This is a genomic window from Acidovorax sp. SUPP3334 (assembly GCF_030159055.1).
In the GTDB taxonomy this organism is placed as follows: Bacteria; Pseudomonadota; Gammaproteobacteria; order Burkholderiales; family Burkholderiaceae_C; genus Paracidovorax.
On record NZ_BQXQ01000025.1, the window covers coordinates 19,988 to 44,913 of the forward strand.

Sequence of the window (24,926 nt, forward strand, 5' to 3'; positions counted from 1 at the left end):
GCATGGATTTACCCATTGTCTGACAGACACGGGCGGGCGGGATTCATAAAATCGTCATCCCAGCCGACCCGCGGACCCTGCGGTCTTCATGCCCCGCAATCCCGCCCGCCGACTGAGCATCAAGCCGTTTTTTCAAAGGCAGCGCTCAGAAGACCCATGCGCAGGCCCAGACGTCGTGCCGCTCACCGGCCGCTTCCTTTGAAAAAACCGTTTTTCAACTTCAGGAAGCTCCCCATGAACGCACCCACCATGCAAGGCCTGGATCTCCAGGCTCCCGCATACGTCAAAAACGCCCGCCTGCTCGCCTGGGTGGCCGACATGGCGGTTCTCTGCAAGCCCGACGCCATCTACTGGTGCGACGGCTCCAAGGAAGAATACGACCGCCTCTGCGAGCAACTGGTCGATGCCGGCACCTTCCAGAAACTCAATCCCGCCAAGCGCCCGGGCAGCTACCTGGCCTGGTCCGACCCCACCGATGTGGCCCGCGTGGAAGACCGCACCTACATCTGCTCCGGCAACAAGGAAGATGCCGGCCCGACCAACAACTGGATGGCACCGGCCGAGATGCGCGCCACCCTGCAGCCCCTGTTCGACGGCTGCATGAAGGGCCGTACCATGTACGTGGTGCCTTTCAGCATGGGCCCGCTGGGTTCGCCCATCGCCCATGTGGGCATCGAGCTGTCCGACAGCCCCTATGTGGCCGTCAACATGAAGATCATGACGCGCATGGGCCGTGCCGTGTACGACGTGCTGGGCGTGGAAGGCGACTTCGTGCCCTGCGTGCACACGGTGGGAGCACCGCTTCAGGCCGGCCAGAAGGACGTGTCCTGGCCTTGCAACAAGACAAAGTACATCGTGCACTACCCCGAAACGCGCGAGATCTGGTCGTATGGCTCGGGCTACGGCGGCAATGCGCTGCTGGGCAAGAAATGCTTCGCGTTGCGCATCGCCTCCACCATGGGCCGCGACCAGGGCTGGCTGGCAGAGCACATGCTGATCCTGGGTGTTTCCAATCCGCAGGGCAAAAAGTACCACGTGGCAGCGGCCTTCCCGAGCGCCTGCGGCAAGACGAACTTCTCGATGCTGGTGCCGCCCAAGGCCTTCGATGGCTGGAAGGTCACGACCATCGGCGACGACATCGCCTGGATCAAGCCCCAGGCCGACGGCAGCCTGCGCGCCATCAACCCGGAAGCCGGCTACTTCGGCGTGGCCCCCGGCACCAACTACCACACCAACCCCAACTGCATGGCCAGCCTGGACAAGGACGTGATCTTCACGAACGTCGCGCTGACCGATGACGGCGACGTGTGGTGGGAAGGCATGGAAAAGGACACCGGCAAGCTGCCCGATCACCTGATCGACTGGCAAGGCAAGGACTGGACGCCCCAGATCGCCAAGGAAACCGGTGCAAAGGCTGCCCACCCCAACGCCCGCTTCACCGTGGCCGCCACCAACAACCCGGCGCTCGACGAAGCCTGGGACGACCCGAAGGGCGTGAAGATCGATGCGTTCATCTTCGGCGGCCGCCGTTCCACCACCGTGCCGCTGGTGACCGAAGCCCGCAACTGGACGGAAGGCGTCTACATGGCCGCCACGATGGGCTCCGAGACCACCGCCGCCGCCGCCGGCCAGCAGGGCGTGGTGCGCCGCGATCCCTTCGCCATGCTGCCCTTCATGGGCTACAACATGAGCGACTATTTCCAGCACTGGCTGAACATGGGCGAGAAAATCGCGGCTGCCGGCGCACAGCAACCGAAGATCTACACCACGAACTGGTTCCGCAAGGGCGACGACGGCAAGTTCGTCTGGCCGGGCTACGGCGACAACATGCGCGTACTCAAGTGGATGATCGACCGCATCGAAGGCCAGGCCACCGGCCAGGACACGCCGATCGGCACCGCGCCGCAGTACGGCGAGATCAACTGGACGGGCATTGAATTCACGCCTGCGCAGTTCGATACGGTCACTCGGATCGACCAAGCTGCGTGGGCCGAAGAACTGAAGCTGCATACGGCCCACTTCGATCAACTGGCCTATCACCTGCCGTCCGCATTGCTCGACACCAAGGCCGCACTGGAAAAGCGCCTCGCCGGCTGATCCATCGCCCGGTGGTGAGGGTGGTGAGGGTGGCGAGAGGCCACCTCACCGTGATCCGCCTCCAAGCGCCCAGCCCGCTCCGCGGCCTGGGCGCTTTTTGCTGGCCGAAGATCACCTTCCAATTAAAAGTCATTATCATTTGGTCTCTTCTTTCGGCTAAATTCGCAAGCTGCCAACCCAATGCGGGTATCGCGCGGCACACTTCTCCAGCGCCCCATCGCCTCGGGGCCTGAAAACCGCCGTTGCACCTTCCGGCCTGCCGGGTTGCGCACCGGCTTCCTGGGCCTGCGGCGCTGGCACTTTCTCCCCTCGACGGGCCTGACATGGTTGAAATGGTTTCTGAGCGGATGCCGGCGGCGTCCACACGCCGTCTCTGGCTCCGGCTGCTGGGCGGCGTGCTTGTGCTGCTGCTCGCCTGGCTGGCGTGGTATTTCCTATTGCGCCAGCCCGCACTGCAAGAGTCCGGACCCAGCCCCTGGACCGGCCCCATTCCGGTCCGCCTCGCCGGGGTTCAGCGCCAAGCCATGGATGAACAGATCAAGGCCATCGGGACGGTGACCGCACTGCAGAGCGTGACCGTGCGCAGCCGTGTGGACGGCCAACTGGCCCGCGTGCTGTTCGACGAGGGCCAGGAAGTGCGGCGCGGCCAGGTGCTGGCAGAGATCGACCCTGCCCCATTCCGTGTGAAGCTGGCACAAGCCGAAGGCCTGCAGGAGCAGATGCAGGCGCAACTGCGCAGCGCGGAGCGTGACGTGGCGCGCTACCGAACGCTGCTGCAGCAGGACTCGATTGCGCGGCAGCAACTGGAAACCCAGGAAGCCCTCGTGGCCCAATTGCGCGGCAGTCTGGCGACGGTGCGCGCACAGGTCGAAGAGGCGCGGTTGCAGCTGTCTTACACCCGCATCGAAGCCCCGGTGGCCGGCCGCCTGGGCATGCGGCGGATCGATGCCGGCAACCTGGTGGCGACGGCCGACGCGCAGGGCTTGGTGTCCATCACCCAGACACGCCCGATCACGGTGGTGTTCGCCATTCCCGAAATCCAGTTGCCGGCCGTACGGGCGCATGCGCGCGGCAACCGGCCGTTGGTGGTGCAGGCGTGGGACCGGGCCGAGTCAGCAATGCTGGCGACGGGCCGCTTGACGACGCTGGACAATCAGATCGACACCGCCACCGGCACGCTGCGGCTCAAGGCGCAGTTCGACAATGCCGACGACGCGCTCTTTCCCAACCAGTTCGTCAACGTGCGGCTGAAGGTGCGCACGCTCGACAACGCACTGGTGGTACCGGCCGATGCCGTTCAGCACGGTAGCCAGGGCCCTTACGTATACACGGTGCGGGACGGCAAGGCCGTGCTGCGCCGCGTGGCCCTTGGGGCCAGCGATGGCGAACGCATGGCAGTGACCCAGGGGCTGGCCGAGGGCGAAGCCGTGGTGCTGGAAGGCCTGGACCGCCTGCGCGACGGCATCGACGTGGCCCAGGTGGTGGATGGCGAACCACCGCAGACGGCGCTGCAGCTTCAGCAGCGGGCCCGCTCCCAGGCCGCCGCAGCCTCCGGCGCCGTGCCAGCGGCATCCGCCGCCATTGCCACGGCCAGCGCTGCGCGCTGACGGCCAGCGCCCGCTGCCGCATCCGCATCCGCTGCCACCCCGCCATGAATCTCTCGCGCCCTTTCATCCTGCGCCCGGTGGCCACGCTGCTGCTGATGCTGGCCTTGCTGATAGCAGGCTCCATCGCCTGGCGCCTGTTGCCCGTGGCGGCGCTGCCGCAAGTGGACTACCCCGTCATCCAGGTGTTCACCTTCCAGCCCGGGGCCAGCCCCGATGTGACGGCCCGTGCGATCACCGCACCGCTGGAGCGCCGGCTGGGCCAGATTCCGGGCCTCAGGCAGATGTCTTCCACCAGTTCCAGCGGGGCTTCGGTCATCACGCTGCAATTCATGCTGGACGCCGATCTGGCCGTGGGCGAGCAGAACGTGCAGTCCGCGCTCAATACGGCGGCGACCCTGCTGCCCGCCGACCTGCCAGCACCGCCGATCTACCGCAAGGTCAACCCGGCCGATGCTCCCATCCTCACCTTGGCCATCACGTCGACCAGCCTGCCATTGCACGAGGTGCATGACCTGGTCGAGACGCGCATGGCCCAGAAGCTGGCCCAGTTGTCGGGCGTGGGCATGGTGAGTCTGGCGGGCGGGCAGCGGCCTGCCCTGCGCGTGCGGGTCAATCCCACGGCGCTGGCCGCCCAGCAATTGAGCATGGAAGACGTGCGCAGAGCCATTTCCGGTGCCAATGCCAACCAGCCCAAGGGCAGCTTCGACGGCCCGTACCGCACCACGCTGCTCGATGCCAACGACCAGATCACCTCGCCGCAGGCCTACCGCCGGCTCATCGTGGCCTGGCGCACGCCGGCAGGCACCGTGGCCTCCGCGGGGGCCGGCACCGGCACGAGCGCACCTGCGCCAGGCGCTCCGATCCGCCTGGGCGACGTCGCCACCGTCGAGCCCGGCCCGGAAGACCGGTTCCTGGCTGCGTGGGCCGACCGCCAGCCGGCCGTGCTGCTGAACGTGCAGCGGCAGCCCGGCGCCAACGTGATCGAAGTCGCGGACCGGGTGCGCGCCCTGTTGCCGCAGCTCACCGCCACCCTTCCCGCCGCCGTGGAGGTGGCGTTGCTCACCGACCGCACGCAGAGCATCCGTGCATCGGTGCGCGACGTGCAGCTCGAACTCGTGTTCGCCGTGGGGCTGGTCGTTCTGGTGACCTTTCTTTTCCTGCGCAGCGCCACCGCCACCTTCATCCCTGGGGTGGTGGTGCCGCTGTCGCTGGTCGGCACCTTCGGCGTGATGTACCTGCTGGGTTTTTCGGTCAACAACCTGAGCCTGATGGCACTCACCATCGCCACGGGCTTCGTGGTGGACGATGCCATCGTCATGCTGGAGAACATCGCGCGCCATCGCGAGCAGGGCTTGCCGCCGTTGCAGGCAGCGCTCAAGGGCGCCTCGGAGATCGGCTTCACGCTGATCTCGCTCACCATCTCGCTGGTGGCCGTATTGATCCCGCTGTTGTTCATGCGGGACGTGGTGGGTCGGCTGTTTCACGAATTCGCCATCACGCTGGCGGTGGCCATCGGAATTTCGCTCCTGGTGTCGCTCACGCTCACGCCGATGATGAGCGCCCGGCTGCTCAAGGCGCCGTTGCATGCGCCGCCCGGCGAAAGCACTGGCGCGGCCCCGGGATTCATGGACCGCGCGCTCGAACGCTATGGCCGAGCCATCGACACCGTGCTGGCGCACCAGGGCCTGACGCTGCTGGTGATGCTGGCCACGCTGGTCCTCACGGTGCTGCTCTATCTGGCCGTGCCTAAAGGGTTCTTTCCGGTGCAGGACAGCGGCGTGGTGCAGGTGGTGACAGAGGTACCGGCTGAAAGCTCATTTACCGTGGTGTCGCAGCGCCAGCAGGCGCTGGCCGATGCCCTGCTGAAGGAGCCGGACGTGGCGAGCCTGTCGTCGTTCGTCGGCGTGGACGGCAGCAACGCCTCGCTGTCCAGCGGGCGCATGCTGATCAATCTGCGCGCCCATGGCGAGCGGCACGCCAGTGCGCCTGCCATTCTGGACAGCCTGCGCGCCCGTGCCGGGCAGGTGGTCGGCATCACGGCATGGTTCCAGCCCGTGCAGGAGCTTTCCATCGAAGACCGCGTAAGCCGCACTCAGTACCAGTTCACCCTGACCACGCCCGACCCCGCGCTGCTGGACATTTGGGTGCCGCGGCTGGTGGAGCGGCTGCGCGCTCGAAGCGAACTGGCGGACGTTGCCAGCGACCTGCAGCAGCAGGGCCAGCAGGCGCATGTGGAGGTGGACCGCGACGCCGCCGCGCGCCTCGGGTTGACGGTGGCCGACATCGCCACGGCCCTGCAGAACGCCTATGCACAGCGCCAGATCGCCACGCTGTTCACGCAGGCCAGCCAGTACCGCGTGGTGCTGGAGGTCGATCCCCGCCACGCCCGCGGCCTGGATGCGCTGCAGACCACGTTCGTCTCCACGCCCTCGGGCCGCAGCGTGCCGCTGTCGGCCGTGGCCCGCATCACCCAGCAGCCAGCGCCGCTGCAGGTCATGCAGCAAGGGCAGTTTCCCGCGGCCACGGTGTCGTTCAATCTCGGCACGGGGCGGTCGCTCGGGGCCGCAGTGTCGGCCATCGAACGGGAACTGGCCGCCACCGGCCTGCCTGCACAGATCGAGACGCGCTTTCAGGGCGCGGCAGAGGCGTTCCGGGCGTCGCTGTCCAACACGCTGTGGCTGGTGCTGGCGGCGGTGGTCACCATGTACATCGTGCTCGGAGTGCTCTACGAAAGCACCATCCATCCCATCACCATCCTTTCCACGCTGCCGTCGGCCACCGTGGGGGCGCTGCTGGCGCTGCTGATCAGCGGCCGGCCGCTGGATTTGATCGCGGTGATCGGCATCGTGCTGCTCATCGGCCTGGTCAAGAAGAACGGCATCATGATGGTGGACTTCGCGCTGGATGCGCAGCGCCGCCTCGGGCTGCCCGCCCACGAGGCCATCCGGCGCGCAGCACTGCTGCGGCTGCGCCCCATCCTCATGACGACGCTGGCCGCGCTGGTGGGCGCCCTGCCCCTCATGCTCGCACAGGGCTCGGGCGCAGAGTTGCGCCAGCCGCTGGGCATCGTGATGGTGGGCGGCTTGGTGGTGAGCCAGGTGCTCACGCTGTTCACCACGCCGGTGGTGTACCTGTACTTCGATCGGCTGGGCCAAAGGCTTTCGCGGCGCCGTGCGACGTGGCAGGACGACACGGCGGGCAACCCGCCATGAACCTGGCACGCCTGTGCATCCGCCGGCCGGTGGCCACGTCGTTGCTGTCGCTGGCGCTGGTCCTGCTGGGGCTGCTGTCGTGGCGGCTGCTGCCCGTGGCTGCGCTGCCGCAAGTGGACTATCCGGTGATCCGCGTGAGCGCCAGCCTGCCCGGCGGCAGCCCGGAAAGCATGGCCGCCACCGTGGCCGCGCCGCTGGAACGCGCGCTGGGCGCGATCGCCGGGGTGTCCGCCATTTCGTCCACCAGCAACCAGGGCGCCACGGAAGTGAAGCTCGAATTCGTGCTGGGCCGCGACCTGGATGCCGCGGCGCGCGACGTACAGGCGGCGATCAACGCGGTGCGCAGCCAGTTGCCGGCGGGAATGAAGGGCAACCCGACATTCCGCAAGATCCAGTCCTCGCAGCGGCCCATCGTGGTGCTGGCGCTTTCCTCGCCACACCTCGCGCCATCGGCCTTGTACGACGCGGCATCGACCATCCTCGCGCAGAAGATCGCACAGGTTCCGGGCGTGGCGGACGTGTCGGTCGGCGGGGCTTCGCTGCCCGCCGTGCGCGTGCAGCTCGACCCCGGCGCACTGGCACACCAGGGGCTCGCGCTGGATGACGTGAGGTCGGCCATCGTGCAGGCCGGGTCGGTGCAGCCCCTGGGCGCCGTCGAGGAAGGGGGGCGCCGCTGGCCCCTGGCCCTGGACGGCGCGCCTGCCCGTGCGGCCGACTACGAATCGCTGGTGGTGCGCTGGTCCGAAAACGCGCCGGTCCGTCTGGCCGATGTGGCCCGCGTGAGCGACTCCACCGAGAACCGCTACAGCAGCGGCTTTCACAACGACCGTGACGCCGTGATCCTGCAGGTGCGGCGCCAGCCGGGTGCCAACACCGTGGCCACCGTGGATGCGATCCACGCGCAGTTGCCCTACCTGCGCACGCTGGTGCCGGCCAGCGCGCGGCTGGACATCGTCGTCGAGCGCTCGCAGGGCATCCGTGCCACGCTGCGCGAGGCGCATTTCACGCTGGCGCTGTCGGTCGCCCTCGTGGTGGCCGTGGTGGCGGCTTTTCTCGGGCGCCTGCGCACCGCGCTCATTCCCACCGTGGCGATTCCGGTGTCGCTCATCGGCACGTTCACGGTGATGTATTTGGCGGGCTTTTCGCTCAACAACCTGTCCCTGATGGCCTTGATCGTGGCCGCCGGCCTGGTGGTGGACGATGCGATCGTGGTGCTGGAGAACGTGGAGCGCTACATCGAGCGCGGCATGACGCCATTGCGCGCCGCACTGCGTGGGGCGGGCGAGGTGGGCTTCACGCTGGTGGCGATGACGCTCGCTCTCGTGGTCGTCTTCGTTTCGATCCTGTTCATGGGCGGGGTGGTGCAGCGCTTGTTCCGAGAGTTCTCGGTCACCCTCGCCGCCGCGGTGGTGATCTCGCTCATGGTTTCGCTGACGCTCACTCCCGTGCTGTGCGCCTACGCCCTGCGCGGCCAGCGCAGCGCGCGCCGCGTGCAGGCCCGCCACGCCTGGACGGCGCGGCTGGGGGCCGCCATGCTGGCCGACCTGCGCCATGGATACGACCGCAGCCTGGGCTGGGCGCTGCGCCACAGCGTCGTGGTCCTGCTCGCCTTCGTGGCGGTGATCGGCGTGAATGCATGGCTCTACCAGTCGCTGCCCAAGATCATGATGCCGCGGCAAGACACCGGCATCGTCCACGCGTTCATCCGCGGAGACGACGGCTTTTCGTTCCAGGTCATGCAACCCAAGATCGAAGCCTACCGCCGGCTCCTGCTGGCCGACCCCGCGGTGGCCCACGTGGCCGGAACCAGCGGCGGCATCGGCAGCATCGCCAACAGTTTCTTCATCGTGAGCCTGAAGCCTCTGGCGGAGCGTGGTGGCGAACCGACGCAGGCCGTGGTCAACCGGTTGCGCGAGAAAGCGCCTGCCGTGCCGGGCGGCGTGCTGAGCCCCAGCATCGAGCAGGACATTCAGATCGGCGGCGTTTCGTTCGGCGAGGCGGAGTCCGCCGTCATTCTGCGGTCGGGAGAGGTTCGGGCGCTGCGGACCTGGGCGCGGAAGGTCTCGCTGGCCATGGGCGAGGCCAAGGAGTTCACGGACGTGCAGGCCGTGAGCGACGGCGGCGCCCAGCAGGTGATCGTGGACATCGACCGCGAGGCGGCCCAGCGCCTGGGGGTGGACATGCAGGCCGTGGCATCCGTGCTCAACAACTCCTATGCCCAGCGCCAGGTGACGACGCTGTACGACCGGCTCAACCAGTACCGGGTGGTGATGGAGGTGGACCCGCGCTTCACGGCACAGCCGCAATCGCTTGCCCAACTGCAGGTGCTCACCGCTGACGGGGCTCGCGTGCCGCTCACGGCTTTTGCCACCTGGCGCTATGGCCTGGCGGAAGACCAGGTCTGGCACGACGCGCTGTTCGCCTCCATGTACATCGGATACAGCCTTGCCCCCGGCGTCACGCAGGAACAAGGCAAGCAGGCGCTGGATGCCGTGATGGCGCGCGTCATGCTGCCTGCGTCGGTGCATCTGGCGCCGTCCGGGGAAGATGCCGCGCGTGCCAGCGCCGTGCGCTCCCAGCCCTGGCTCATCCTGGGCGTGGTGCTGGCGGTGTATCTCGTGCTGGGGGTGCTCTACGAGAGCATGGTCCACCCGCTCACGATCCTTTCGACCGTTCCGCCGGCAGGGGTCGGCGCATTGCTGGCGTTGTGGCTCACCAACACTCCCTTCAGCCTCATGGCCCTGCTGGGGCTGTTTTTGCTCATTGGCGTGGTGATGAAGAACGCGATCCTGATGATCGACTTCGCACTGGACGCCCAGCGCCGCGATGGGCGGTCGCCGCAGCAGGCCATCCGCCGGGCGGCCGCGCTGCGGCTGCGGCCCATCTTGATGACCAATCTGGCGGGCTTCCTGGGGGCGCTGCCCCTGGTGCTCGGCACGGGCGAAGGCTCTGAGTTGCGGCGGCCGCTGGGTCTGGCCATCATGGGCGGCCTGGCGGTGAGCCAGCTGCTGACGCTGTACACCACCCCCGTCATCTATTACGGCCTGGAGCGCTGGCGGCAGCGGTGGGTAGGCGGCCAAGAGTCCCTGGCATCGGTCCAGCCATGAAAAAAGGGCGCCTGGAAGGGCGCCCTTGAAAGAGGAGACGTTGCGGCCGGTCGGGCCGCCGATCTCAGTAGTAGCGGCGGATGTTGTCCACTGCGATGCCGTTCATGGCACGGCTCAGGTCGGCCATGATGCGTGCGTCGTGCAGTGCGGCGTTCCAGGTCTTTTCGTCTTCTGCTTCGCGGCGGCGGGCTTCGGCCCATGCCTTGTAGCCGGAGCGCAACAGTGTGCTGGCGCGGCGGGCAGGCCCGGCCAGCAGAGCCAGGGCGGCGAAAGCGATGACCCACATGACCATCCACGCAGCCAGCATGTGGCCTTCGGCGCGGCTGTCCACCACTTGGTTGGCCACGACCAGCACGGCAGCCACGACGGCAGCCAGCAGGAGGGAAGACGCACCGCGCGAGCCGTCAAGGCTGGCTGCGGCGCCCTTCAAGGAAGCAGCGAAGCGCTCTGCGCGCTCCACGCCAGGATGTTCGGTGCGGTATTCGATGTGTACAAAATTTGCCATGATGAGAACCCTTTTCAAACGCTTTTGGCGAAATTGCCGGGCGAATGAGCGAATCTTAGGGTTTACCCCATAGTTGTTCCACTTTATATTTTGAATCTCAGTCATTCATTGAAGTGATGATTCAAACATGCTGCCGCTCAACTTCCGCTCTCTCGACCTGAACCTGCTGCGCGTGTTCGACGAGGTGATGACCGAACGCAACCTCACCCGCGCCGCGCAGAAACTCTCGCTCACCCAGCCGGCCGTGAGCAATGCCCTGCGGCGCCTGCGGGAAGTGCTGGGCGACGACCTGGTCGTGCGCAGCGGTCAGGGCGTGCAGCCCACACCCCGCGCCCTCACGCTGTGGCCCCCGGTGCGGCAGGCGCTGGCGCAACTGCAGCAGTCGCTGGCACCCGGTGATTTCGATCCGGCCACCGCCAACTCCACGTTCGTGCTGGCCATGGCCGATGCCACGGGCGCCACGCTGATCCCGCCCTTGGTGGAGATCGTGGAGCGCGAGGCGCCCGGCGTATCGGTGCGGGTGGTGCCCCTCACCACCCGCGACCCGCGCAGCATGCTGGACGATGAATCCGCCGACATGGCGGTCGGCTACTTCCCGGCGGTCATGGCCGACCTGACCGCGCGCGCCCAGACCGACGCCGTGGTGGCGTTCGAAAGCGTGCGCCTGTATGACGGCGAGTACGAGTACGTGTGCGTGATGCGCCACGGCCACCCGCTGGCCCAGGTGCCCATGACGCTGGACCTGTACTGCGGCGCGCGCCACCTGCTGGTGAGCTTTTCCGGCAAGCCGTACGGGTTCATCGACGAGGCGCTGACCGCTTTGGGCCGCGAGCGGCGCATCGTGCTCACGGTGAACCAGTTCTTTACCGCCGGGCGCGTGGTGACCACCACCGATCTGCTCACCGTGCTGCCGCGCCACTTCGTGGGCGTGGCGAGCATTGCCGGCGAACTGGTGTGGCGCCCGCTGCCCATGCCGCTGCCCACGGTGCATGTGGATGCGCTGTGGCACCGCCGCCGCCTGCACGACGCGGCCCACCGCTGGCTGCGGGGCGCGATGGTGCGGGCCGCCATGCACACCGCCCGCCGGCCCGCTGCGGCCTGAAGGCGGGCCCGGGAGCCTCCACAATCGGCGCATGAAGATTCAACTGCTGTCCGACCTGCACCTGGAAGCCCACCCCTCCTTCGCCCCCAGCCCCGCCCCGGGCGCCGACCTGCTGGTCCTGGCTGGCGACATCGGCTCGTACCAGTCCGGCTCGCAACTGGCCGACGACGACTTCGGCCTTGCGCGCTTTTCCCCGCTGCCGCAGTTCGCGGGCTGGCCGACGCCCGTGGTGTTCGTGCCCGGCAACCACGAGTACGACATGCAGGATTTCGACGCCGCCCAGCAGCGCCTGCGCCAGGTGTGCGACCGGCTCGGCCTGATCTGGCTGGAGCGCGAAAGCATGGTGCTGGACGGCGTGCGCTTCGTCGGCACCACGCTGTGGAGCGACTTCGATGCGCTGGCCGAGGACGAGGGCAGCACCGACCTCGCCCAGCGGCTGCGCCAGCGCGAGAAAGCCTTCCGGGCCGCCAACTTCTACCTGCGCAAGACCGGCGGCACCCGCGGCGGCGAGCCATTTCTGGCGGAACCCATGCGCGAGCAATCGCTGGCTTGCCAGACCTGGCTGCGCGAAACCTTGGCCCGCCCGTTCGACGGCCCCACCGTCGCGGTGACGCACTTCGCCCCCAGCCTGAAAAGCGCCGATCCGCGCTACGGACTGATTCCCGGCACCGCGGGGTTCTGCAACGCGCTGGACGATCTGTTGCCCCATGCGCAGCTCTGGATGCACGGGCACCTGCATTCGCCGAGCGACTACACGGTCAAGGGCGTCCTCGCCGACGGCACGCCCTGGCGTTGCCGCGTGGTGGCCAACCCGCTGGGCTATGCCCGCAAGGGCGAGCAGGACACCTTCGCGCCGCACTTCACCGCCACCGTATCGCGCGCCGGGGCGCCGTCGCCCAGCGCATCGTGAAGACCGGCCCGGTGGGCGAGACGCTCGGCAAACAGCCAAGTGCCCGTGCTGCTGGTGCGCTGACCCCTGCGCTCACCAGGGCGCGCCGGCTCAGGCCGGGCGCGCCGCCAGTCCGCCGAAGCAAGTCTCCACCGCGCAGTCCAGGATGCGTGCATCGCTGTATTGGCCGGTGGCCCGCAGCATGGCCGGCAGAGGATCGGCCGAGCGGGCCAGCAGCGCCCACAGCACCACATCGGGCGGCCACTGCGCGCTCAGCTGGCCGGCCTGCTGGGCCTCGACGATCCAGGTGGTGATCTCCGCGCTGGCGGCCTGGAGAGCGGCCTGGTAGCGCTCGCAATCGCGCAATGGGCCGGCCAGGCCGGAGTTGCGGCTCAGCAGCAGCGGCATCTCGTCGGTCAGTTGCAGCGAGAGTATCCAGCGCAGCAGCGCCTGCAGGCGTTCGATGGCCGACTGGCCGGGCGGCACGCCCTGCAGGAACCGCTGCAGGCGGTCCACGGCATGCACCATGGCGGCGGCGCACAGGTCGTCCTTGCCGGCGAAATGCTTGTACAGGCTGGCCTTGGCCACGCCCACCTGGGCGGCCACTTCGTCCAGCGTCATGGCCTCGAAGCCCTTTTCGCCGAGCAGCCGGCCAGCGGCTGCCACGATGGCTTCTTCCCGTGCCAGGTGCATCTGCGCCTTGAAGGACGGGCGGGGCGGGGGCGTGTTCATGCGGCGCATCTTAGCGACAGCGTGCCCGCCCCGGCACAGGAGCCCCCAGGGAGTCAGACCGCCAGCATGCGGGCCGCGGTGCGGGTGAGCGCTTCGGACAGCGCATCCAGCACCTCGGATTCGAGGTTCCAGCAATGCCAGTAGAGCTGAATCGGCAGCGAGTGCCCCGGCGCCAGGTCGATCAGGCTGCCATCGGCCAGCGCACCGCGCACCAGCAACTCGGGTACCACGCCCGCGCCCCAGCCGGCAGTGGCGGCGCGCACCTGGCCTTCTGAACTGGGCACGAACAGATGGTGCAGCGCCACCCGCTTGAGGCCGAAGGCGCGCATCACGAACTCGGCCTGCATGTCGTCCTTGCGGTTGAACGACAGGAACGGCACGTCGCGGAAATTGTGCGGCGTGAGCCCATGCGGCAAATACCGCGCCGCCAGCGCCGGCGACGCCACCGCCACGTAGTGCATGGCCCCGAGCGGCACCACCTTGCAGCCTCGCAGCGCCTGCTTGAGCGTGGTGACGCAGCCCAGCACCTGGCCCGAACGCAGCCATTCCTGCGTGAAATCCTGGTCGTCCACGATGATCTCGACCGGCAGGCGCTGGCGCACCAGATCGTGCAGCGCCTCCAGCGCCCAGGTGGCGATGCTGTCGGCGTTGATGGCGATCGAGATGCGCTCGTCTTCGCGCGCGCCGCCGGGGGCGCTCGGTGCCAGCTCCTGCAGATCGCGCTCCAGGTCGGCGCGCAGCAGGCGCAGCTGCTTCGTGTGCTTGAGCAGCAACTGGCCGGCCGTGGTGGGCTTGAGCGGGCGGCTGCGCACGATGAGCACCGAGCCCACCTGCGCCTCCAGGGCGCGCAGCCGCTGCGAGACGGCCGATTGCGTGACATTCAGGCGCTGGGCGGCGCGCTCGAAACCGCCCTCTTCCACGATGGCGGCCAGGCATTCCAGCGCGGCGGGGTCGAAGCTGCTCATGGGCGTGCGTGCATTAGGCGTTCTGATGAATTTGGATGAAGTTTAATTTTGCTTTTAATTCGCCGCAACGCGATCCACACTCCGGCCCATGAAAACCATCGTCTTGGGCGCCGGCATCATCGGCATCAGCACCGCCTGGCACCTGCTCGAGCGCGGCCACGAAGTCACCGTGGTGGACCGCCAGCCCGGCCCGGCGCTGGAAACGAGTTTCGCGAACGCGGGGCAGATCTCGGTGAGCTACTGCGAGCCCTGGGCCAACCGCGATGCGCCGCTCAAGGCGCTCAAGTGGATGTTCGACAAAGAGGCGCCGCTGCTGTTTCGCCCGCAGCTCGACTGGGACCAGTGGCGCTGGGGCCTCAAATTCCTGGCGCAGTGCAACGACACGGCGTTCGAGCGCAACGTGCAGCAGATCGTGGCCCTGGGCGCCTACAGCCATGCCGCCCTGAAGGACGTGGTGCGGGCCACCGGCATCGAATACCACCGGCTGGAGCGCGGCATCGCGCACTTCTACACCGACCAGAAATCCTTCGACGCCGCGGGCCATGCGGTCGAGGTGATGCGCCGCCACGGCGTGCAGCGCCGCCTGGTCAGCCGCGACGAACTGCTGCAGATCGAGCCCGCCTTCCGCGCCTATGGCGAGCACATCACCGGCGGCACGTACACCAGCACCGACGAAAGCGGCGACGCCCGCCTGTTCACGCAGGAACTCGCCCGCCGCTGCGCCGAGCGCGGCGCGCAGTTCCTCTACGGCCACGACGTGGTGCGCCTCAACCAGGCGGGCGGCGCTATCGAATCCGTAGCTGTTCGCGCACGCAGCACAAGCGCTGGAGGCCAAAAAGAACAAAACCTCACCGCCGAGGCGATCGTCGTGGCATGCGGCACCTACAGCGCGCCGCTGCTGCGCACCGTGGGCGTGGACCTGCCGATCTACCCCGGCAAGGGCTACAGCGCCACCTTCCCGCTGCTCAAAACCGAGGGCGCGCCGCTGGTCTCGACCATCGACGACGGCAAGAAGATCGCCATGAGCCGCCTGGGCAACGTGCTGCGCGTGGCCGGCACCATCGAACTGGGCGGCTACGACCTGTCGCTGGACAGCCCCCTGGCGCGGGCGCGCTGCCACATGCTGTCGCGCCGCATCGAGGCGATCCTGCCCGGCGTGTGCGACACCCGCACGCCCGAGGAAGGCGGCAATCCGCAGTACTGGACCGGCCTGCGCCCGGCCACGCCGACCAACATTCCGTTCATCGGCCGCACGCGCGTGGACAAGCTGTGGGTCAACGCGGGCCACGGCACGCTGGGCTGGACGCACGGCGCGGGTTCGGGCAAGGCGGTGGCCGAGCTGATCAGCGGCGAGCGCCCGGCCATGGCTTTCGGCTTCCTGGGCCAGGGCATGGCTGCGGGCGGCGCCGCGTCCGCGCCGGTCGCGGCCTGACCTGACCGGGGGCCGCAACCCTGGCCGGCGCTACCATGCCGGCCATGCCATCCCACACCCTCTTTCTCACCACGTCCACCCGCGAGCCCGGCCAGGTCGGCAATACCGAATGGCTGGCCCGGCAGGCCGCCGCGGCCCTGCCGGCGGACACCGCCCAGACCTGGTTGAACCTGGCGCGGATGGACCTGCCGCCCTTCGTGGACCAGCGCCACACCAGCGGGCAGTACCCGGCGCCCACGGGCGACATGAAGACGCTGCTGGAGGCCACGCTCGCCGCGAGCGACATCGTCTTCGTCGCGCCCGTGTACTGGTACAGCATTCCCTCGCCGCTCAAGACCTACCTGGACCACTGGAGCGGCTGGATGCGCATTCCCGGCCAGCCGTTCAAGGAGCCGATGGCGGCCAAGACGCTGCGGCTCATCACCACCAGCGGCGACCGCGCCAAGGCCCAGCCGATGATCGATTCGGTACAGCTGTGCGCTCAGTTCCTGTCGATGGCCTGGGGCGGCGCCCTGTGGGGCAAGGGCGGCCCGCCGGGCGCGGTGCAGGCCGATGCGGCGGCCATCGCGGCAGCCGCTACGTTTTTAATAGCACAACCCCCTAGATGAATATGCGCTGGAGGCTATTTTTGCGGTGAAGGCTGGCCGTCCACCACCGCCAGGTGGTCGTCCATCCAGCGCAGCAGGTCGCGCCACATGAGGCGGACCTCGTCGTCCTTGGGCATGCGCAGCTCGTGCTGCAGTTCGATGGTGACGACGGGCAGGCCCAGGTGCACGCTGCCGTAGTTCCCGAGCGACCCCGGAAAGATGCCCAGCTGGTCCAGGCGCAGGCGGCCCAGGCGGCTGGGCGGTGGCTGCGGGCCGTCGAAGTCGAGCACGCCATAGGGCGCGTGGATGCTCACCACCAGATCGGGCTCGAACTGCGCCATCTGCGTGTGCAGAAACTGCGACTCCGGTTCGGACAGCGATGACGGCCCGGGCCAGCGGCGCGGGTCGCGGCGGGTGCGCTTTTCCCAGTACACGGGCGCATCGCGCTCCCAGTTGGGCGTGGGGAAGTTGCGGTTCAGGTCCACGCCGCGGGCGTTCACGCGGGTGGCGGGCTTGGCGAGCATGCCGTCGGGGTTGAGCGCCGGAATGAAGCGCCAGTGCACCGGCCGCCGGGTAGGCTGCACGCGCGACTCGGCGAACCCGATCCAGCGCAGCGCCAGCGATGCGGCCGTGGGCTCGTCGCCGTGCATGGCGCCCACCACCAGCACGCGCAGCGGCGTCACGTTCGGCGCAACGCCCACGGGTGCCACGTCGCGCCAGAACAGGGGCACGCCGTTGCGCGACACCGCCCCGCTGGGCGCGAGCCGCGCGGCCTCGCACTGGGCCCGGGAGATGCTGGGCAGGCGGGCCAGCAGCAGCGGGCAGGCGGTGTCCGGCGCATTGGCCGCCAGGGCAGCGGCGCCGGGCGGTGCGGGCACCGCGGCCGGTGTCTGGGCCGCTTTGGGGGGCACGCCGGCGCCTGCGGCCCGTGGCGAGGAAGGCCGGGTCGAAGGCGATGGTGAAGAAGACCGCTCCGGCACACGGGCCGCCTGGGCGCCCTGAGACGGCCCGCCCGGCGCTCCGGGCCGCACGATCACGGCGGACTGGACGCCCGCCATGCGCGGGGCGACCGTTCCCTGCGCGGCGCCGGGCCCGTCGCTCAAGGGCAAGGGCGCGCGCGCGCCGCCCACCAGATCCGGATTCCAGATGCGCGTGCCCATGAAGGACAGCGCCAGGGCCGCGGCCAGCGGCAGCAGCCAGGGCGCCGCAGCGGTGAGCGCGCCGCGCGGTGCTCGGTGGTGCAGGGCGGCGCCGCTCAATGCAGCACCCGGTCGGAAGCCGCCAGGAACGCCAGCAGCGCGCCGTCGAAGCCCTCGGGGTCTTCCAGCTGCGGCCAGTGGCCGACATGGGGCAGGTCCAGATGGCGCGCCTCGGGCAGCACCTGGGCCAGCGCCTGCAGGGCCTCGGGCGGGGTACAGCGGTCCTGTTCGCCCCCCAGCAGCAAAACGGGCATGTGCAGGCGCGACAGCTCGGCCGCGCTGCGCGCGAAAGTGGGCAGCGCTTCCAGCGCGCGCCGGTAGGCCGATCGGTGCACCTGGCCCATGGCGTGGCTGGCCAGCCGCACGCCCTCGGGCAACGCACCGGTGCCGATGTGCCGCGGCACCAGCCGCTGGGCGATCTGCTCCATCGACTGCCCGGCATCGAGTTCGGCCAGGCGCGGCGCCACCCATTCGTCCAGGCTGCGCGCATCCAGCGCGGGCCCGCCGCCGCACAGCACCAGCCGGCGCACCAGCGCGGGCTCGCGCAGCGCCACTTCGATGGCGATCATGGCGCCCAGGCCGTGGCCCACCAGCACGGTGGGGCCGCACTGCAGCGCCCGCAGCAGCTGCGAGCAGCTTTGCGCCAGGCCCTTGAAGCTGTAGGGCTCGATGGGGGCGCTGTGGCCGTAGCCCGGCATGTCCCAGGCCACGGCCCGGTAGCCGGCCGTCGCCAGGGTTTCGACCTGGGGCGCGAAGGTGAGGTGGTCGCCGTCCGCGTCGTGCAGCATGAGCACGGTGGGGCCGGAGCCGAGGGTGGTGAAATTGGGTAGAAGGGCCATGAAGAGAACGGTGGGAGCCACGCCGCCCGCAGCAACAATGCAGGCGCCGGACCATAATAGCCGACCCCCTCCCACCCGGCCGCCAGCGCCAGCGCCTTCGTGAACAGCCCCCTGCACCGCCCCATCGCCGCCCGTCCGCCCGGTTTTTCCACGCGTGAATTCCGCGACGCGCTGGGCATGTTCGCCACGGGCGTGACCATCGTCACCGCACGCGGCGCGGCCGGCGAGCTGATCGGCCTCACGGCCAGTTCCTTCAATTCGGTGTCGCTGCAGCCCCCGCTGGTGCTGTGGAGCCTGGCGCACAAGGCGTCCACGCTGCCGGCCCTGTCGGCCGGCTCGCACTACGCGATCAACGTGCTGGCGGCCGACCAGCGCGCCCTGGCAGAGCGTTTCGCCTCGCGCGGCGTGGACCGCTGGGCCGGCGTGGCGCACCAGCCCGGCGTGGCGGGCGCCCCGGTGCTGGAAGGCGCTGCCGCGGTGTTCGAATGCTTCAACCGCAGCCAGTACGTGGAAGGCGACCACACGATCTTCGTGGGCGAGGTGGAGCGCTGCAGCCACCGCGAGGGCGCCTCGCCGCTGCTCTACCACGGGGGCATGTTCTACACCGAGCACCCGCTGGGCGCCGCGCCCGCGGTGCAGGCCGAAATCCGGAAATGACAACGCCGCGGGCCCGGCAACGGGCACCGCGGCGCGGCATGGACTGGCAGGCATGGCGAGCGGCCTTCGGCGGCGGCTACTTCACGCCGTCGGGCAGTTCGATCTTGACCTCGAGCACTTCCAGGTTGTCCTGGCGCTCCAGGTGCACCTTGATGTCGTCGGCATGGATCGACACGTATTTGGAGATCACCGCCACCAGTTCGCGCTGCAGCGCGGGCAGGTAGTCGGGCGTGGAGGCGTTGCGGCCATTGCGTTCGTGCGCCAGGATGATCTGCAGGCGTTCCTTGGCGACCGAAGCGGTCTTCTTTTTCTCGCCCAGCAAGAAAGACAACAGGGACATGCGTTACCTCCCGCCGAAGATGCGCTTGAAGAAGCCGGGCTTCTGCGCGTCGATGAACCGCAGGGGCTTGTCCTCGCCGAGGAAGCGGGCCACGACGTCCTTGTAGGCTTCGGACACGTCGGTGCCCTGCATGTGGATGGCCGGCGTGCCCTGGTTGGAGGCCTGCAGCACGTTCTCGGACTCGGGCACCACGCCGATCAGCTCGATGCGCAGGATGTCCTGGATGTCCTCCAGCGACAGCATCTGGCCGTCTTCCACGCGGTTGGGGTTGTAGCGCGTGATGAGCAGGTGCTCCTTGATCGGCTCGCCGCCGGCGATGGCCCGCTTGGTCTTGCTGCCCAGCATGCCCAGGATGCGGTCGGAGTCGCGCACCGAGGAGACCTCGGGGTTGGTCACCAGCAACGCCTCGTCGGCGAAGTGCATGGCCATGAGCGCGCCGCTCTCGATGCCGGCGGGCGAGTCGCAGACGATGTATTCGAAGCCCATGCCGGACAGGTCGTTCAGGATCTTCTCCACGCCGTCCTGCGTGAGCGCATCCTTGTCGCGCGTCTGGCTGGCGGCCAGCACGAACAGGTTGTCGCACTGCTTGTCCTTGATGAGGGCCTGGTTCAGGTTGGCCTCGCCCTGGATCACGTTGATGAGGTCATACACCACGCGGCGTTCGCAGCCCATGATGAGGTCCAGGTTGCGCAGGCCGACGTCGAAGTCGATCACTGCGGTCTTGTGGCCGCGCAGTGCGAGGCCGGATGCGAAGCTGGCACTGGTGGTGGTCTTGCCCACGCCACCCTTGCCGGAGGTCACGACGACGATTTTGGCCATGTTGTGAAGATTTCCTGCGTTGGTCCGAATGAAAGAAGAAGGCGGTCAGAACGTGTTCTAGAGCGGCTCGATGAGCAGCTTCTCGCCGTCCAGGCGCACCTGGGCCGGCTTGCCGCGCACGGCGTCCGGCAGCTCGGTCTCGGTGGTGCGGTAGATGCCTGCGATCGACACGAGCTGCGGCTCCAGGCAGGTGCTGAAGATGCGTGCGCTGGTGTCGCCACGCGCGCCGGCAATGGCCCGCCCGCGCATCGGCGCATAGACGTGGATGTTGCCGTCCGCGATCACCTCGGCCCCGAAGCTCACCACCGCCATCACCACCAGATCGGCGCCGCGCGCGTACACCTGCTGGCCCGAGCGCAGCGGCTTGTCCACCACCACGGTGGTCGGGCCGCCGGCGGGCACTTCGCGCACCACTTCGACCTCGCGGATGACTTCCCGCACCACCTCGCGCACGCCGGGCAGCGGGCGGGCTTCGTCCTGCGCGGACTCGGACGCCGGGGCATGCCCGCGGGCCGGGTGCGCCTCGGGCGCGGCGATCAGGCCGGCCGTGTGGGCCGCGTCCATTTGCGCGGGGCTGCCCCCGCGCACGGCCACGGGCAGGGTGTGGTGGCTGCGCAGCGCGGCGCACAGGGCGCCGAAATCGATGGCGTCTTCGGCATCGCGCACGCCGGCCAGGTCGATCAGCACGGGGTCGTTGTCGAAGAAGTCCGGATCGCTCTCCAGCCGCGCGGCCAGATCGGCGGCGAGCACGCCGACGTCGGTGGTCTTGAGCACCACCGCCACCACCGGCAGTTGGGCGCTCTTGAGATCAAAGCTGGTGCGGGCGTGGCCCGCCGTGTCAACGGCCATTGGACAAAGGAGTGCGAAAAAAGGGGGCGCGGAGGGAGCGGAGGGAGCGCGAAAGGCGCTGCCCAAAGGCGCGAAGTGTAACTTGGGGCACCGCCCGCACCTGTCGCCGGACGTATCCGTGCGCGGCGGGCACCGGGCACCGGGCACCGGGCGAATCACGCTGGCGGCGCGGGGCCCCGGCCCATCCCGCCGGCGATGCGGCGACCGCCGGGGGACCAGAACGGCAGAGAGGCACCGCCGGGACCAAGCATGAAAAATGGCACCAGCGCAATCAAATCAACGGCAGCTAGCTATTCATTCAATAGCAAACCCCTGTCGCCACCGGATTTCGCCCCTTTTCAGAATTTCAGAACTTCGGAATCCGGATGCGGCTGATCATGAGCGAGCCCGACAGCGCGAACAGCAGCACCAGCGGGTGCAGCGTGAACCCGCCCAGCACCACGCTGCCGAACCAAAGCTGCTCGCGCACCGCGCCCATCGACGCGGCCAGTGCCATCAGCCCCACGAGCACGATGGAGGTCGGAATCGGCGTGCCCTCGAAGTACTTCACCTTGCCCGAGCCTTCCGACAGCGTTTCGGCGGTGACGTTGTAGCGCGCCAGCCGCGAGACGCCGCAGGCCACGAAGTACGCCAGGACGATGCGGTCGTACATGCCCTGCATGCCGCAGGCGTAGGCGATGATGGCCGGGGCCACGCCGAACGAGATCACGTCGGCCAGCGAATCGAGCTCGCGCCCCATGGCCGAGGACTTTTGCCGCCAGCGCGCGATGCGGCCGTCCAGCACGTCGAAGATCAGTGCCGCCAGCACCAGCGCGCAGGCGAAGTACACGTGGCGCACGTCGCCCTTTTCCAGGAACGTCATCGACGAGAACAGCGCGCCCACGCCACACACGGCGTTGCCCAGCGTGAACCAGTCGGCGAGATGGAACTCGCGGATCATCGAAAAGCGCTTGGGCGTGGGATGGGACATGGACTCTCCTGGGGTTGGCGGCGACCGCTGGCGGCCCGTTCCCGGAGGAACCGGCACCGGCCAGGGTGGCGCGATGGCAATGCCCGTGGATTATGGGCGGCACACGGGAGCGGCACCGTCAGGCATGTCCTACGGTTCGGACAGCGAGGCCCGGCCGCCCGGGGCGATGGGCGCGCGCACGGTTTCCAGGTGGATGCTGGTTTCGGTATTGCTGATGCCCTTGATGAGGCGGATGCGTTCCAGCGCGTGCGCCAGCTCCGCCAGGCTGCCCACCTGCAACTCGGCCAGCAGGTCCCAGCGGCCGTTGGTGCTGTGCAGCGCCAGCACGCTCGGTTCGCCCAGCAATGAGGCGGTCACGCGGCGCGCGTCGTTGCCTTCGATGGAGATGCTCGTCCACGCCTGCAGCGCGCCGCCGGTTTCGCTCTCGGGCCGCAGCCGCACGGTGTAGCCGACGATCACGCCCGTGTCCTCCAGCCGGCGGATGCGGTTGGTCACCGTGCCGCGCGACACCCCCAGGCGGGCGGCGAGCGTGGCGACGCTGGCCCGGGCGTTGTGGCGCAACTGCGCGATGAGTTGCTGGTCGATCTTGTCCATTTCGCCAAACTCCTTGTGCAAAAAGCTATTTTTTTGCGCTTATGCATGCATTTTTGACGATTTGAATTGCTACGCCCTTGTGGGACGCTCTTCCCATGCCGCCAAACGACGCCCCGTCGTGCCTCGCGGATCACCGACAGGAGCTTTCCGATGACCCCCGATCAACGCCCCGCCCCCGGTTCCATGTCCACCGAATTCCTGAGCGCCACGCGCGCCGCGCAATTGGTCGGCCGCACCGGCGTGGTGGAGTGCCTGCGCGGCATGGCGCACGCCATCGAAGAGGACTACGCCCGCTGGCACGACTTCGACAAGTCCGCGCGCACCGCGAGCCATTCGCCCAACGGCGTCATCGAGCTCATGCCCGTGGCCGATGCCCGCGACTACGCCTTCAAGTACGTGAACGGCCACCCGGTCAACACCCGCCGCGGCCTGCCCACGGTGATGGCCTTCGGCGCGCTGGCCGACGTGGCCACCGGCCACCCTTCTTTCCTGAGCGAACTCACCCTGACGACCGCGCTGCGCACGGCGGCCACCTCCGCCATGGTGGCCCGCTATCTGGCGCGGCCGGACAGCCGCAGCATGGCGCTGATCGGCAACGGCGCGCAAAGCGAGTTCCAGGCCCTCGCCTTCGTGGGCCTGCTGGGCATCGGCGAATTGCGGCTGTACGACATCGACCCCGCCGCCACGGCCAAGCTGGCCGCCAACCTCGCGCCGATGGTGGAGCGCGGTGCGTTGCGCATCGTGCGCTGCGCCAGCACCGCCGAAGCCGTGCGCGGTGCGGACATCGTCACCACCGTCACGGCCGACAAGGCCTACGCCACCATCCTGCACGGCGCCATGGTCGAGCCCGGCATGCACATCAACGCGGTGGGCGGCGACTGCCCCGGCAAGACCGAACTGGCGGCCGACGTGCTGCGCGCCGCCAGCGTGTTCGTGGAGTACGAGCCCCAGACCCGCATCGAAGGCGACCTGCAGCAGATGCCGGCCGACTTCCCCGTGACGGAGTTCTGGCGCGTGGTGCGCGGCGAAGCGCCGGCCCGCGTGTCGCTCGCGCAGGTGACGGTGTTCGACTCGGTCGGCTTCGCGCTCGAGGACTATTCCGCCCTGCGCACCATGCGCGCGCTGGGCCGGGGCGCGGGCCTGCTGCAGCGGCTGGAACTGATCCCCGAGCAGGCCGACCCGAAGGACCTGTACGCGCAGCTTCGCCCCTGGATCGCGCACGAATCCTCCCCCGCCGCTGAATCGCCGGCCTGCGCACCGGCACGCAGCCCGCAGGCGCAAGCCGCGTGAGCGAATCTTCGGCACTGACCATTTTCACCCGCCCCGCCTGCCGCGTGCAGGCCGCACGCCCTTGCCAGCCCATCGCCTACATGGCGGCCGGCGATCACAGGCAAAATTTTGGCGCACCCCGCCCGCACGGCCTTTGCGCCAGGAGATGACCGCATGACCCCCAACGACACCGCCCCGCACACCCGCGCCACCCTGATCGGGGCGCCCACCGACGCCGGGGCGGCGCGCCTCGGTGCCGCCATGGGGCCCGACGCGCTGCGCGTCGCCCAGTTGGGCCCGGCGCTGGCGCGGTTCGGGGTGGAGGTGCAGGACCTGGGCAACCTCTTCGGCCCCCCCAACCCGCAGAGCCCGCGCGGCGACGACGGACTGCGCAACCTGGCCGAATGCGTGGCCTGGAACCGGTCGGTGCACGACGCCGTCTCCGCGCAGTTCGCGGCCGGGCGCCTGCCCATCCTGCTCGGGGGCGACCACAACCTGGCGGTGGGCTCGATCAGCGCCGTGGCGCGCCACTGCCGCGCGCAGGGCAAGCGGCTGCGGGTGCTCTGGCTCGACGCCCATGCGGACTGCAACACGCCCGCCATCTCGCCGAGCGGCAACGTGCATGGGATTCCCGTCGCCAGCCTTCACGGCTATGGCCCCGAATCGCTGTCGGGCCTGGGCGGCGCGGTGCCGGCGCTGCAGGCCGGGCAGCTGTGCCAGATCGGCCTGCGCAGCGTGGACGATGAAGAAAAGCGCCTCATCCGCGAGCTGGGCATCGAGGTGTACGACATGCGCTCCATCGACGAGCTGGGCATGCGGGAGGTCATGCGCCGCGCGCTCGACGGGCTGGAAGGCGAGGCCGGCGACGACGTGCACCTGCACTTGAGCTTCGACGTGGATTTTCTCGACCCCGAGATCGCGCCCGGCACCGGCACCACCGTGCGCGGCGGCCCCAACTACCGCGAGGCGCAGCTGTGCATGGAGATGATCGCCGACACCGGCCGGCTCGCCTCGCTGGACATCGTGGAGCTGAACCCGGCGCTCGATGTCCGCAACCAGACCGCCGAACTGGTGGTGGACCTGGTGGAAAGCCTGTTCGGCAAAAGCACGCTGGTGCGCGCCCGCGCGCCGGCCCCCTGACCGGCTGGGCCAGCG

General features: G+C 68.9%; 21 protein-coding genes. 11 read left to right on the forward strand and 10 right to left on the reverse strand.

Translation table 11 applies throughout. The features are described 5' to 3' along the window. Positions 1–234 precede the first annotated feature (234 nt). The 4 genes from AVHM3334_RS14935 to AVHM3334_RS14950 all read left to right on the forward strand — a co-directional run bounded on the left by AVHM3334_RS14935 (position 235) and on the right by AVHM3334_RS14950 (position 10,023). A complete protein-coding gene (locus AVHM3334_RS14935; RefSeq protein ID WP_284413521.1) occupies positions 235–2,097 on the forward strand; it encodes a phosphoenolpyruvate carboxykinase (GTP) in 1,863 nt (620 codons plus the stop codon). A gap of 323 nt (positions 2,098–2,420) precedes the next feature. Further along, a complete protein-coding gene (locus AVHM3334_RS14940) occupies positions 2,421–3,704 on the forward strand; it encodes an efflux RND transporter periplasmic adaptor subunit (protein WP_284413523.1) in 1,284 nt (427 codons plus the stop codon). A 44-nt stretch (positions 3,705–3,748) separates the two neighbouring features. Next, positions 3,749–6,916, forward strand: a complete 3,168-nt coding sequence (locus AVHM3334_RS14945) for an efflux RND transporter permease subunit (RefSeq protein ID WP_284413525.1) — start codon at positions 3,749–3,751, stop codon at positions 6,914–6,916. After that, positions 6,913–10,023: an efflux RND transporter permease subunit gene (locus AVHM3334_RS14950; RefSeq protein ID WP_284413527.1), complete on the forward strand. Its 3,111-nt coding sequence runs from the start codon at positions 6,913–6,915 to the stop codon at positions 10,021–10,023. The genes AVHM3334_RS14945 and AVHM3334_RS14950 overlap by 4 nt, the downstream gene beginning before the upstream one ends. Positions 10,024–10,087: 64 nt before the next feature. Here AVHM3334_RS14950 and AVHM3334_RS14955 read toward each other — a convergent pair whose 3' ends face one another. After that, positions 10,088–10,528, reverse strand: a complete 441-nt coding sequence (locus tag AVHM3334_RS14955; RefSeq protein ID WP_284413529.1) for a hypothetical protein — start codon at positions 10,526–10,528, stop codon at positions 10,088–10,090. Positions 10,529–10,655: 127 nt separating this feature from the next. Between AVHM3334_RS14955 and AVHM3334_RS14960 the strand changes: the two genes are divergently transcribed. Together AVHM3334_RS14960 and AVHM3334_RS14965 are read left to right on the forward strand one after the other, a co-directional pair. Further along, positions 10,656–11,630 carry a LysR family transcriptional regulator gene (locus AVHM3334_RS14960; protein ID WP_284413531.1) on the forward strand — a complete coding sequence of 325 codons (975 nt, stop codon included), beginning with the start codon at positions 10,656–10,658 and terminating at the stop codon, positions 11,628–11,630. Positions 11,631–11,661: 31 nt separating this feature from the next. Further along, on the forward strand, positions 11,662–12,540 hold the full coding sequence (locus AVHM3334_RS14965) for a metallophosphoesterase (RefSeq protein ID WP_284413533.1): 879 nt from the start codon (positions 11,662–11,664) through the stop codon (positions 12,538–12,540). Positions 12,541–12,630: 90 nt separating this feature from the next. Here AVHM3334_RS14965 and AVHM3334_RS14970 read toward each other — a convergent pair whose 3' ends face one another. Together AVHM3334_RS14970 and AVHM3334_RS14975 are read right to left on the reverse strand one after the other, a co-directional pair. Beyond that, complete coding sequence (locus AVHM3334_RS14970) at positions 12,631–13,251, reverse strand: TetR/AcrR family transcriptional regulator (RefSeq protein WP_284413535.1); 621 nt, start codon at positions 13,249–13,251, stop codon at positions 12,631–12,633. A gap of 53 nt (positions 13,252–13,304) precedes the next feature. Further along, complete coding sequence (locus tag AVHM3334_RS14975; protein ID WP_284413537.1) at positions 13,305–14,216, reverse strand: LysR family transcriptional regulator ArgP; 912 nt, start codon at positions 14,214–14,216, stop codon at positions 13,305–13,307. A gap of 88 nt (positions 14,217–14,304) precedes the next feature. Between AVHM3334_RS14975 and AVHM3334_RS14980 the strand changes: the two genes are divergently transcribed. Both AVHM3334_RS14980 and AVHM3334_RS14985 read left to right on the forward strand, forming a co-directional pair. Next, positions 14,305–15,648, forward strand: coding sequence for a D-amino acid dehydrogenase (locus tag AVHM3334_RS14980; protein WP_284413538.1), 1,344 nt, complete (start codon positions 14,305–14,307; stop codon positions 15,646–15,648). 35 nt (positions 15,649–15,683) lie between these two features. After that, a complete protein-coding gene (locus AVHM3334_RS14985; RefSeq protein ID WP_284413540.1) occupies positions 15,684–16,256 on the forward strand; it encodes an NAD(P)H-dependent oxidoreductase in 573 nt (190 codons plus the stop codon). A gap of 14 nt (positions 16,257–16,270) precedes the next feature. Here the strand turns inward: AVHM3334_RS14985 and AVHM3334_RS14990 are convergent, their stop codons facing one another. Both AVHM3334_RS14990 and AVHM3334_RS14995 read right to left on the reverse strand, forming a co-directional pair. Next, positions 16,271–17,494 carry a M14 family zinc carboxypeptidase gene (locus AVHM3334_RS14990; protein WP_284413541.1) on the reverse strand — a complete coding sequence of 408 codons (1,224 nt, stop codon included), beginning with the start codon at positions 17,492–17,494 and terminating at the stop codon, positions 16,271–16,273. Further along, positions 17,491–18,273 (reverse strand): alpha/beta fold hydrolase, encoded by a 783-nt coding sequence (locus tag AVHM3334_RS14995; RefSeq protein ID WP_284413543.1) that lies wholly within the window; start codon positions 18,271–18,273, stop codon positions 17,491–17,493. Before AVHM3334_RS14995 ends, AVHM3334_RS14990 begins: the two co-directional genes overlap by 4 nt. Before the next feature lie 99 nt (positions 18,274–18,372). On the opposite strand from AVHM3334_RS14995, the gene AVHM3334_RS15000 reads away from it, so the two are divergent. After that, on the forward strand, positions 18,373–18,930 hold the full coding sequence (locus tag AVHM3334_RS15000; RefSeq protein ID WP_284413545.1) for a flavin reductase family protein: 558 nt from the start codon (positions 18,373–18,375) through the stop codon (positions 18,928–18,930). A 76-nt stretch (positions 18,931–19,006) separates the two neighbouring features. On the opposite strand, the gene minE is transcribed toward AVHM3334_RS15000, so the two are convergent. From minE to AVHM3334_RS15025, 5 genes are all read right to left on the reverse strand, one after another. Continuing rightward, positions 19,007–19,270, reverse strand: a complete 264-nt coding sequence (gene minE / locus AVHM3334_RS15005) for a cell division topological specificity factor MinE (protein ID WP_092744488.1) — start codon at positions 19,268–19,270, stop codon at positions 19,007–19,009. A 3-nt stretch (positions 19,271–19,273) separates the two neighbouring features. Continuing rightward, the gene (gene minD / locus AVHM3334_RS15010) at positions 19,274–20,089 is read right to left on the reverse strand and encodes a septum site-determining protein MinD (protein WP_284413547.1); all 816 of its coding nucleotides are present in this window, start codon (positions 20,087–20,089) and stop codon (positions 19,274–19,276) included. A gap of 57 nt (positions 20,090–20,146) precedes the next feature. Then, positions 20,147–20,938: a septum site-determining protein MinC gene (gene minC / locus AVHM3334_RS15015; protein WP_284413549.1), complete on the reverse strand. Its 792-nt coding sequence runs from the start codon at positions 20,936–20,938 to the stop codon at positions 20,147–20,149. Positions 20,939–21,284: 346 nt separating this feature from the next. Further along, the gene (pssA, locus tag AVHM3334_RS15020) at positions 21,285–21,908 is read right to left on the reverse strand and encodes a CDP-diacylglycerol--serine O-phosphatidyltransferase (RefSeq protein WP_284413551.1); all 624 of its coding nucleotides are present in this window, start codon (positions 21,906–21,908) and stop codon (positions 21,285–21,287) included. A 129-nt stretch (positions 21,909–22,037) separates the two neighbouring features. Then, positions 22,038–22,502: an Lrp/AsnC family transcriptional regulator gene (locus tag AVHM3334_RS15025; protein ID WP_284413552.1), complete on the reverse strand. Its 465-nt coding sequence runs from the start codon at positions 22,500–22,502 to the stop codon at positions 22,038–22,040. Between the two features lie 150 nt (positions 22,503–22,652). Here AVHM3334_RS15025 and ocd point away from each other — a divergent pair, with 150 nt between their 5' ends. Together ocd and rocF are read left to right on the forward strand one after the other, a co-directional pair. Then, complete coding sequence (gene ocd / locus AVHM3334_RS15030) at positions 22,653–23,792, forward strand: ornithine cyclodeaminase (RefSeq protein ID WP_284413554.1); 1,140 nt, start codon at positions 22,653–22,655, stop codon at positions 23,790–23,792. 153 nt (positions 23,793–23,945) lie between these two features. Beyond that, the gene (gene rocF / locus AVHM3334_RS15035) at positions 23,946–24,911 is read left to right on the forward strand and encodes an arginase (RefSeq protein WP_284413556.1); all 966 of its coding nucleotides are present in this window, start codon (positions 23,946–23,948) and stop codon (positions 24,909–24,911) included. Positions 24,912–24,926: the final 15 nt, after the last annotated feature.

Coding starts and splice junctions, on each gene's coding strand:
- AVHM3334_RS14935 (WP_284413521.1), top strand. CDS start 235: ATGAACGCACCCACCATGCAAGGCCTGGATCTCCAGGCTCCCGCATAC.
- AVHM3334_RS14940 (WP_284413523.1), top strand. CDS start 2,421: ATGGTTGAAATGGTTTCTGAGCGGATGCCGGCGGCGTCCACACGCCGT.
- AVHM3334_RS14945 (WP_284413525.1), top strand. CDS start 3,749: ATGAATCTCTCGCGCCCTTTCATCCTGCGCCCGGTGGCCACGCTGCTG.
- AVHM3334_RS14950 (WP_284413527.1), top strand. CDS start 6,913: ATGAACCTGGCACGCCTGTGCATCCGCCGGCCGGTGGCCACGTCGTTG.
- AVHM3334_RS14955 (WP_284413529.1), bottom strand. CDS start 10,528: ATGGCAAATTTTGTACACATCGAATACCGCACCGAACATCCTGGCGTG.
- AVHM3334_RS14960 (WP_284413531.1), top strand. CDS start 10,656: ATGCTGCCGCTCAACTTCCGCTCTCTCGACCTGAACCTGCTGCGCGTG.
- AVHM3334_RS14965 (WP_284413533.1), top strand. CDS start 11,662: ATGAAGATTCAACTGCTGTCCGACCTGCACCTGGAAGCCCACCCCTCC.
- AVHM3334_RS14970 (WP_284413535.1), bottom strand. CDS start 13,251: ATGAACACGCCCCCGCCCCGCCCGTCCTTCAAGGCGCAGATGCACCTG.
- AVHM3334_RS14975 (WP_284413537.1), bottom strand. CDS start 14,216: ATGAGCAGCTTCGACCCCGCCGCGCTGGAATGCCTGGCCGCCATCGTG.
- AVHM3334_RS14980 (WP_284413538.1), top strand. CDS start 14,305: ATGAAAACCATCGTCTTGGGCGCCGGCATCATCGGCATCAGCACCGCC.
- AVHM3334_RS14985 (WP_284413540.1), top strand. CDS start 15,684: ATGCCGGCCATGCCATCCCACACCCTCTTTCTCACCACGTCCACCCGC.
- AVHM3334_RS14995 (WP_284413543.1), bottom strand. CDS start 18,273: ATGGCCCTTCTACCCAATTTCACCACCCTCGGCTCCGGCCCCACCGTG.
- minE (WP_092744488.1), bottom strand. CDS start 19,270: ATGTCCCTGTTGTCTTTCTTGCTGGGCGAGAAAAAGAAGACCGCTTCG.
- minD (WP_284413547.1), bottom strand. CDS start 20,089: ATGGCCAAAATCGTCGTCGTGACCTCCGGCAAGGGTGGCGTGGGCAAG.
- minC (WP_284413549.1), bottom strand. CDS start 20,938: ATGGCCGTTGACACGGCGGGCCACGCCCGCACCAGCTTTGATCTCAAG.
- pssA (WP_284413551.1), bottom strand. CDS start 21,908: ATGTCCCATCCCACGCCCAAGCGCTTTTCGATGATCCGCGAGTTCCAT.
- AVHM3334_RS15025 (WP_284413552.1), bottom strand. CDS start 22,502: ATGGACAAGATCGACCAGCAACTCATCGCGCAGTTGCGCCACAACGCC.
- ocd (WP_284413554.1), top strand. CDS start 22,653: ATGACCCCCGATCAACGCCCCGCCCCCGGTTCCATGTCCACCGAATTC.
- rocF (WP_284413556.1), top strand. CDS start 23,946: ATGACCCCCAACGACACCGCCCCGCACACCCGCGCCACCCTGATCGGG.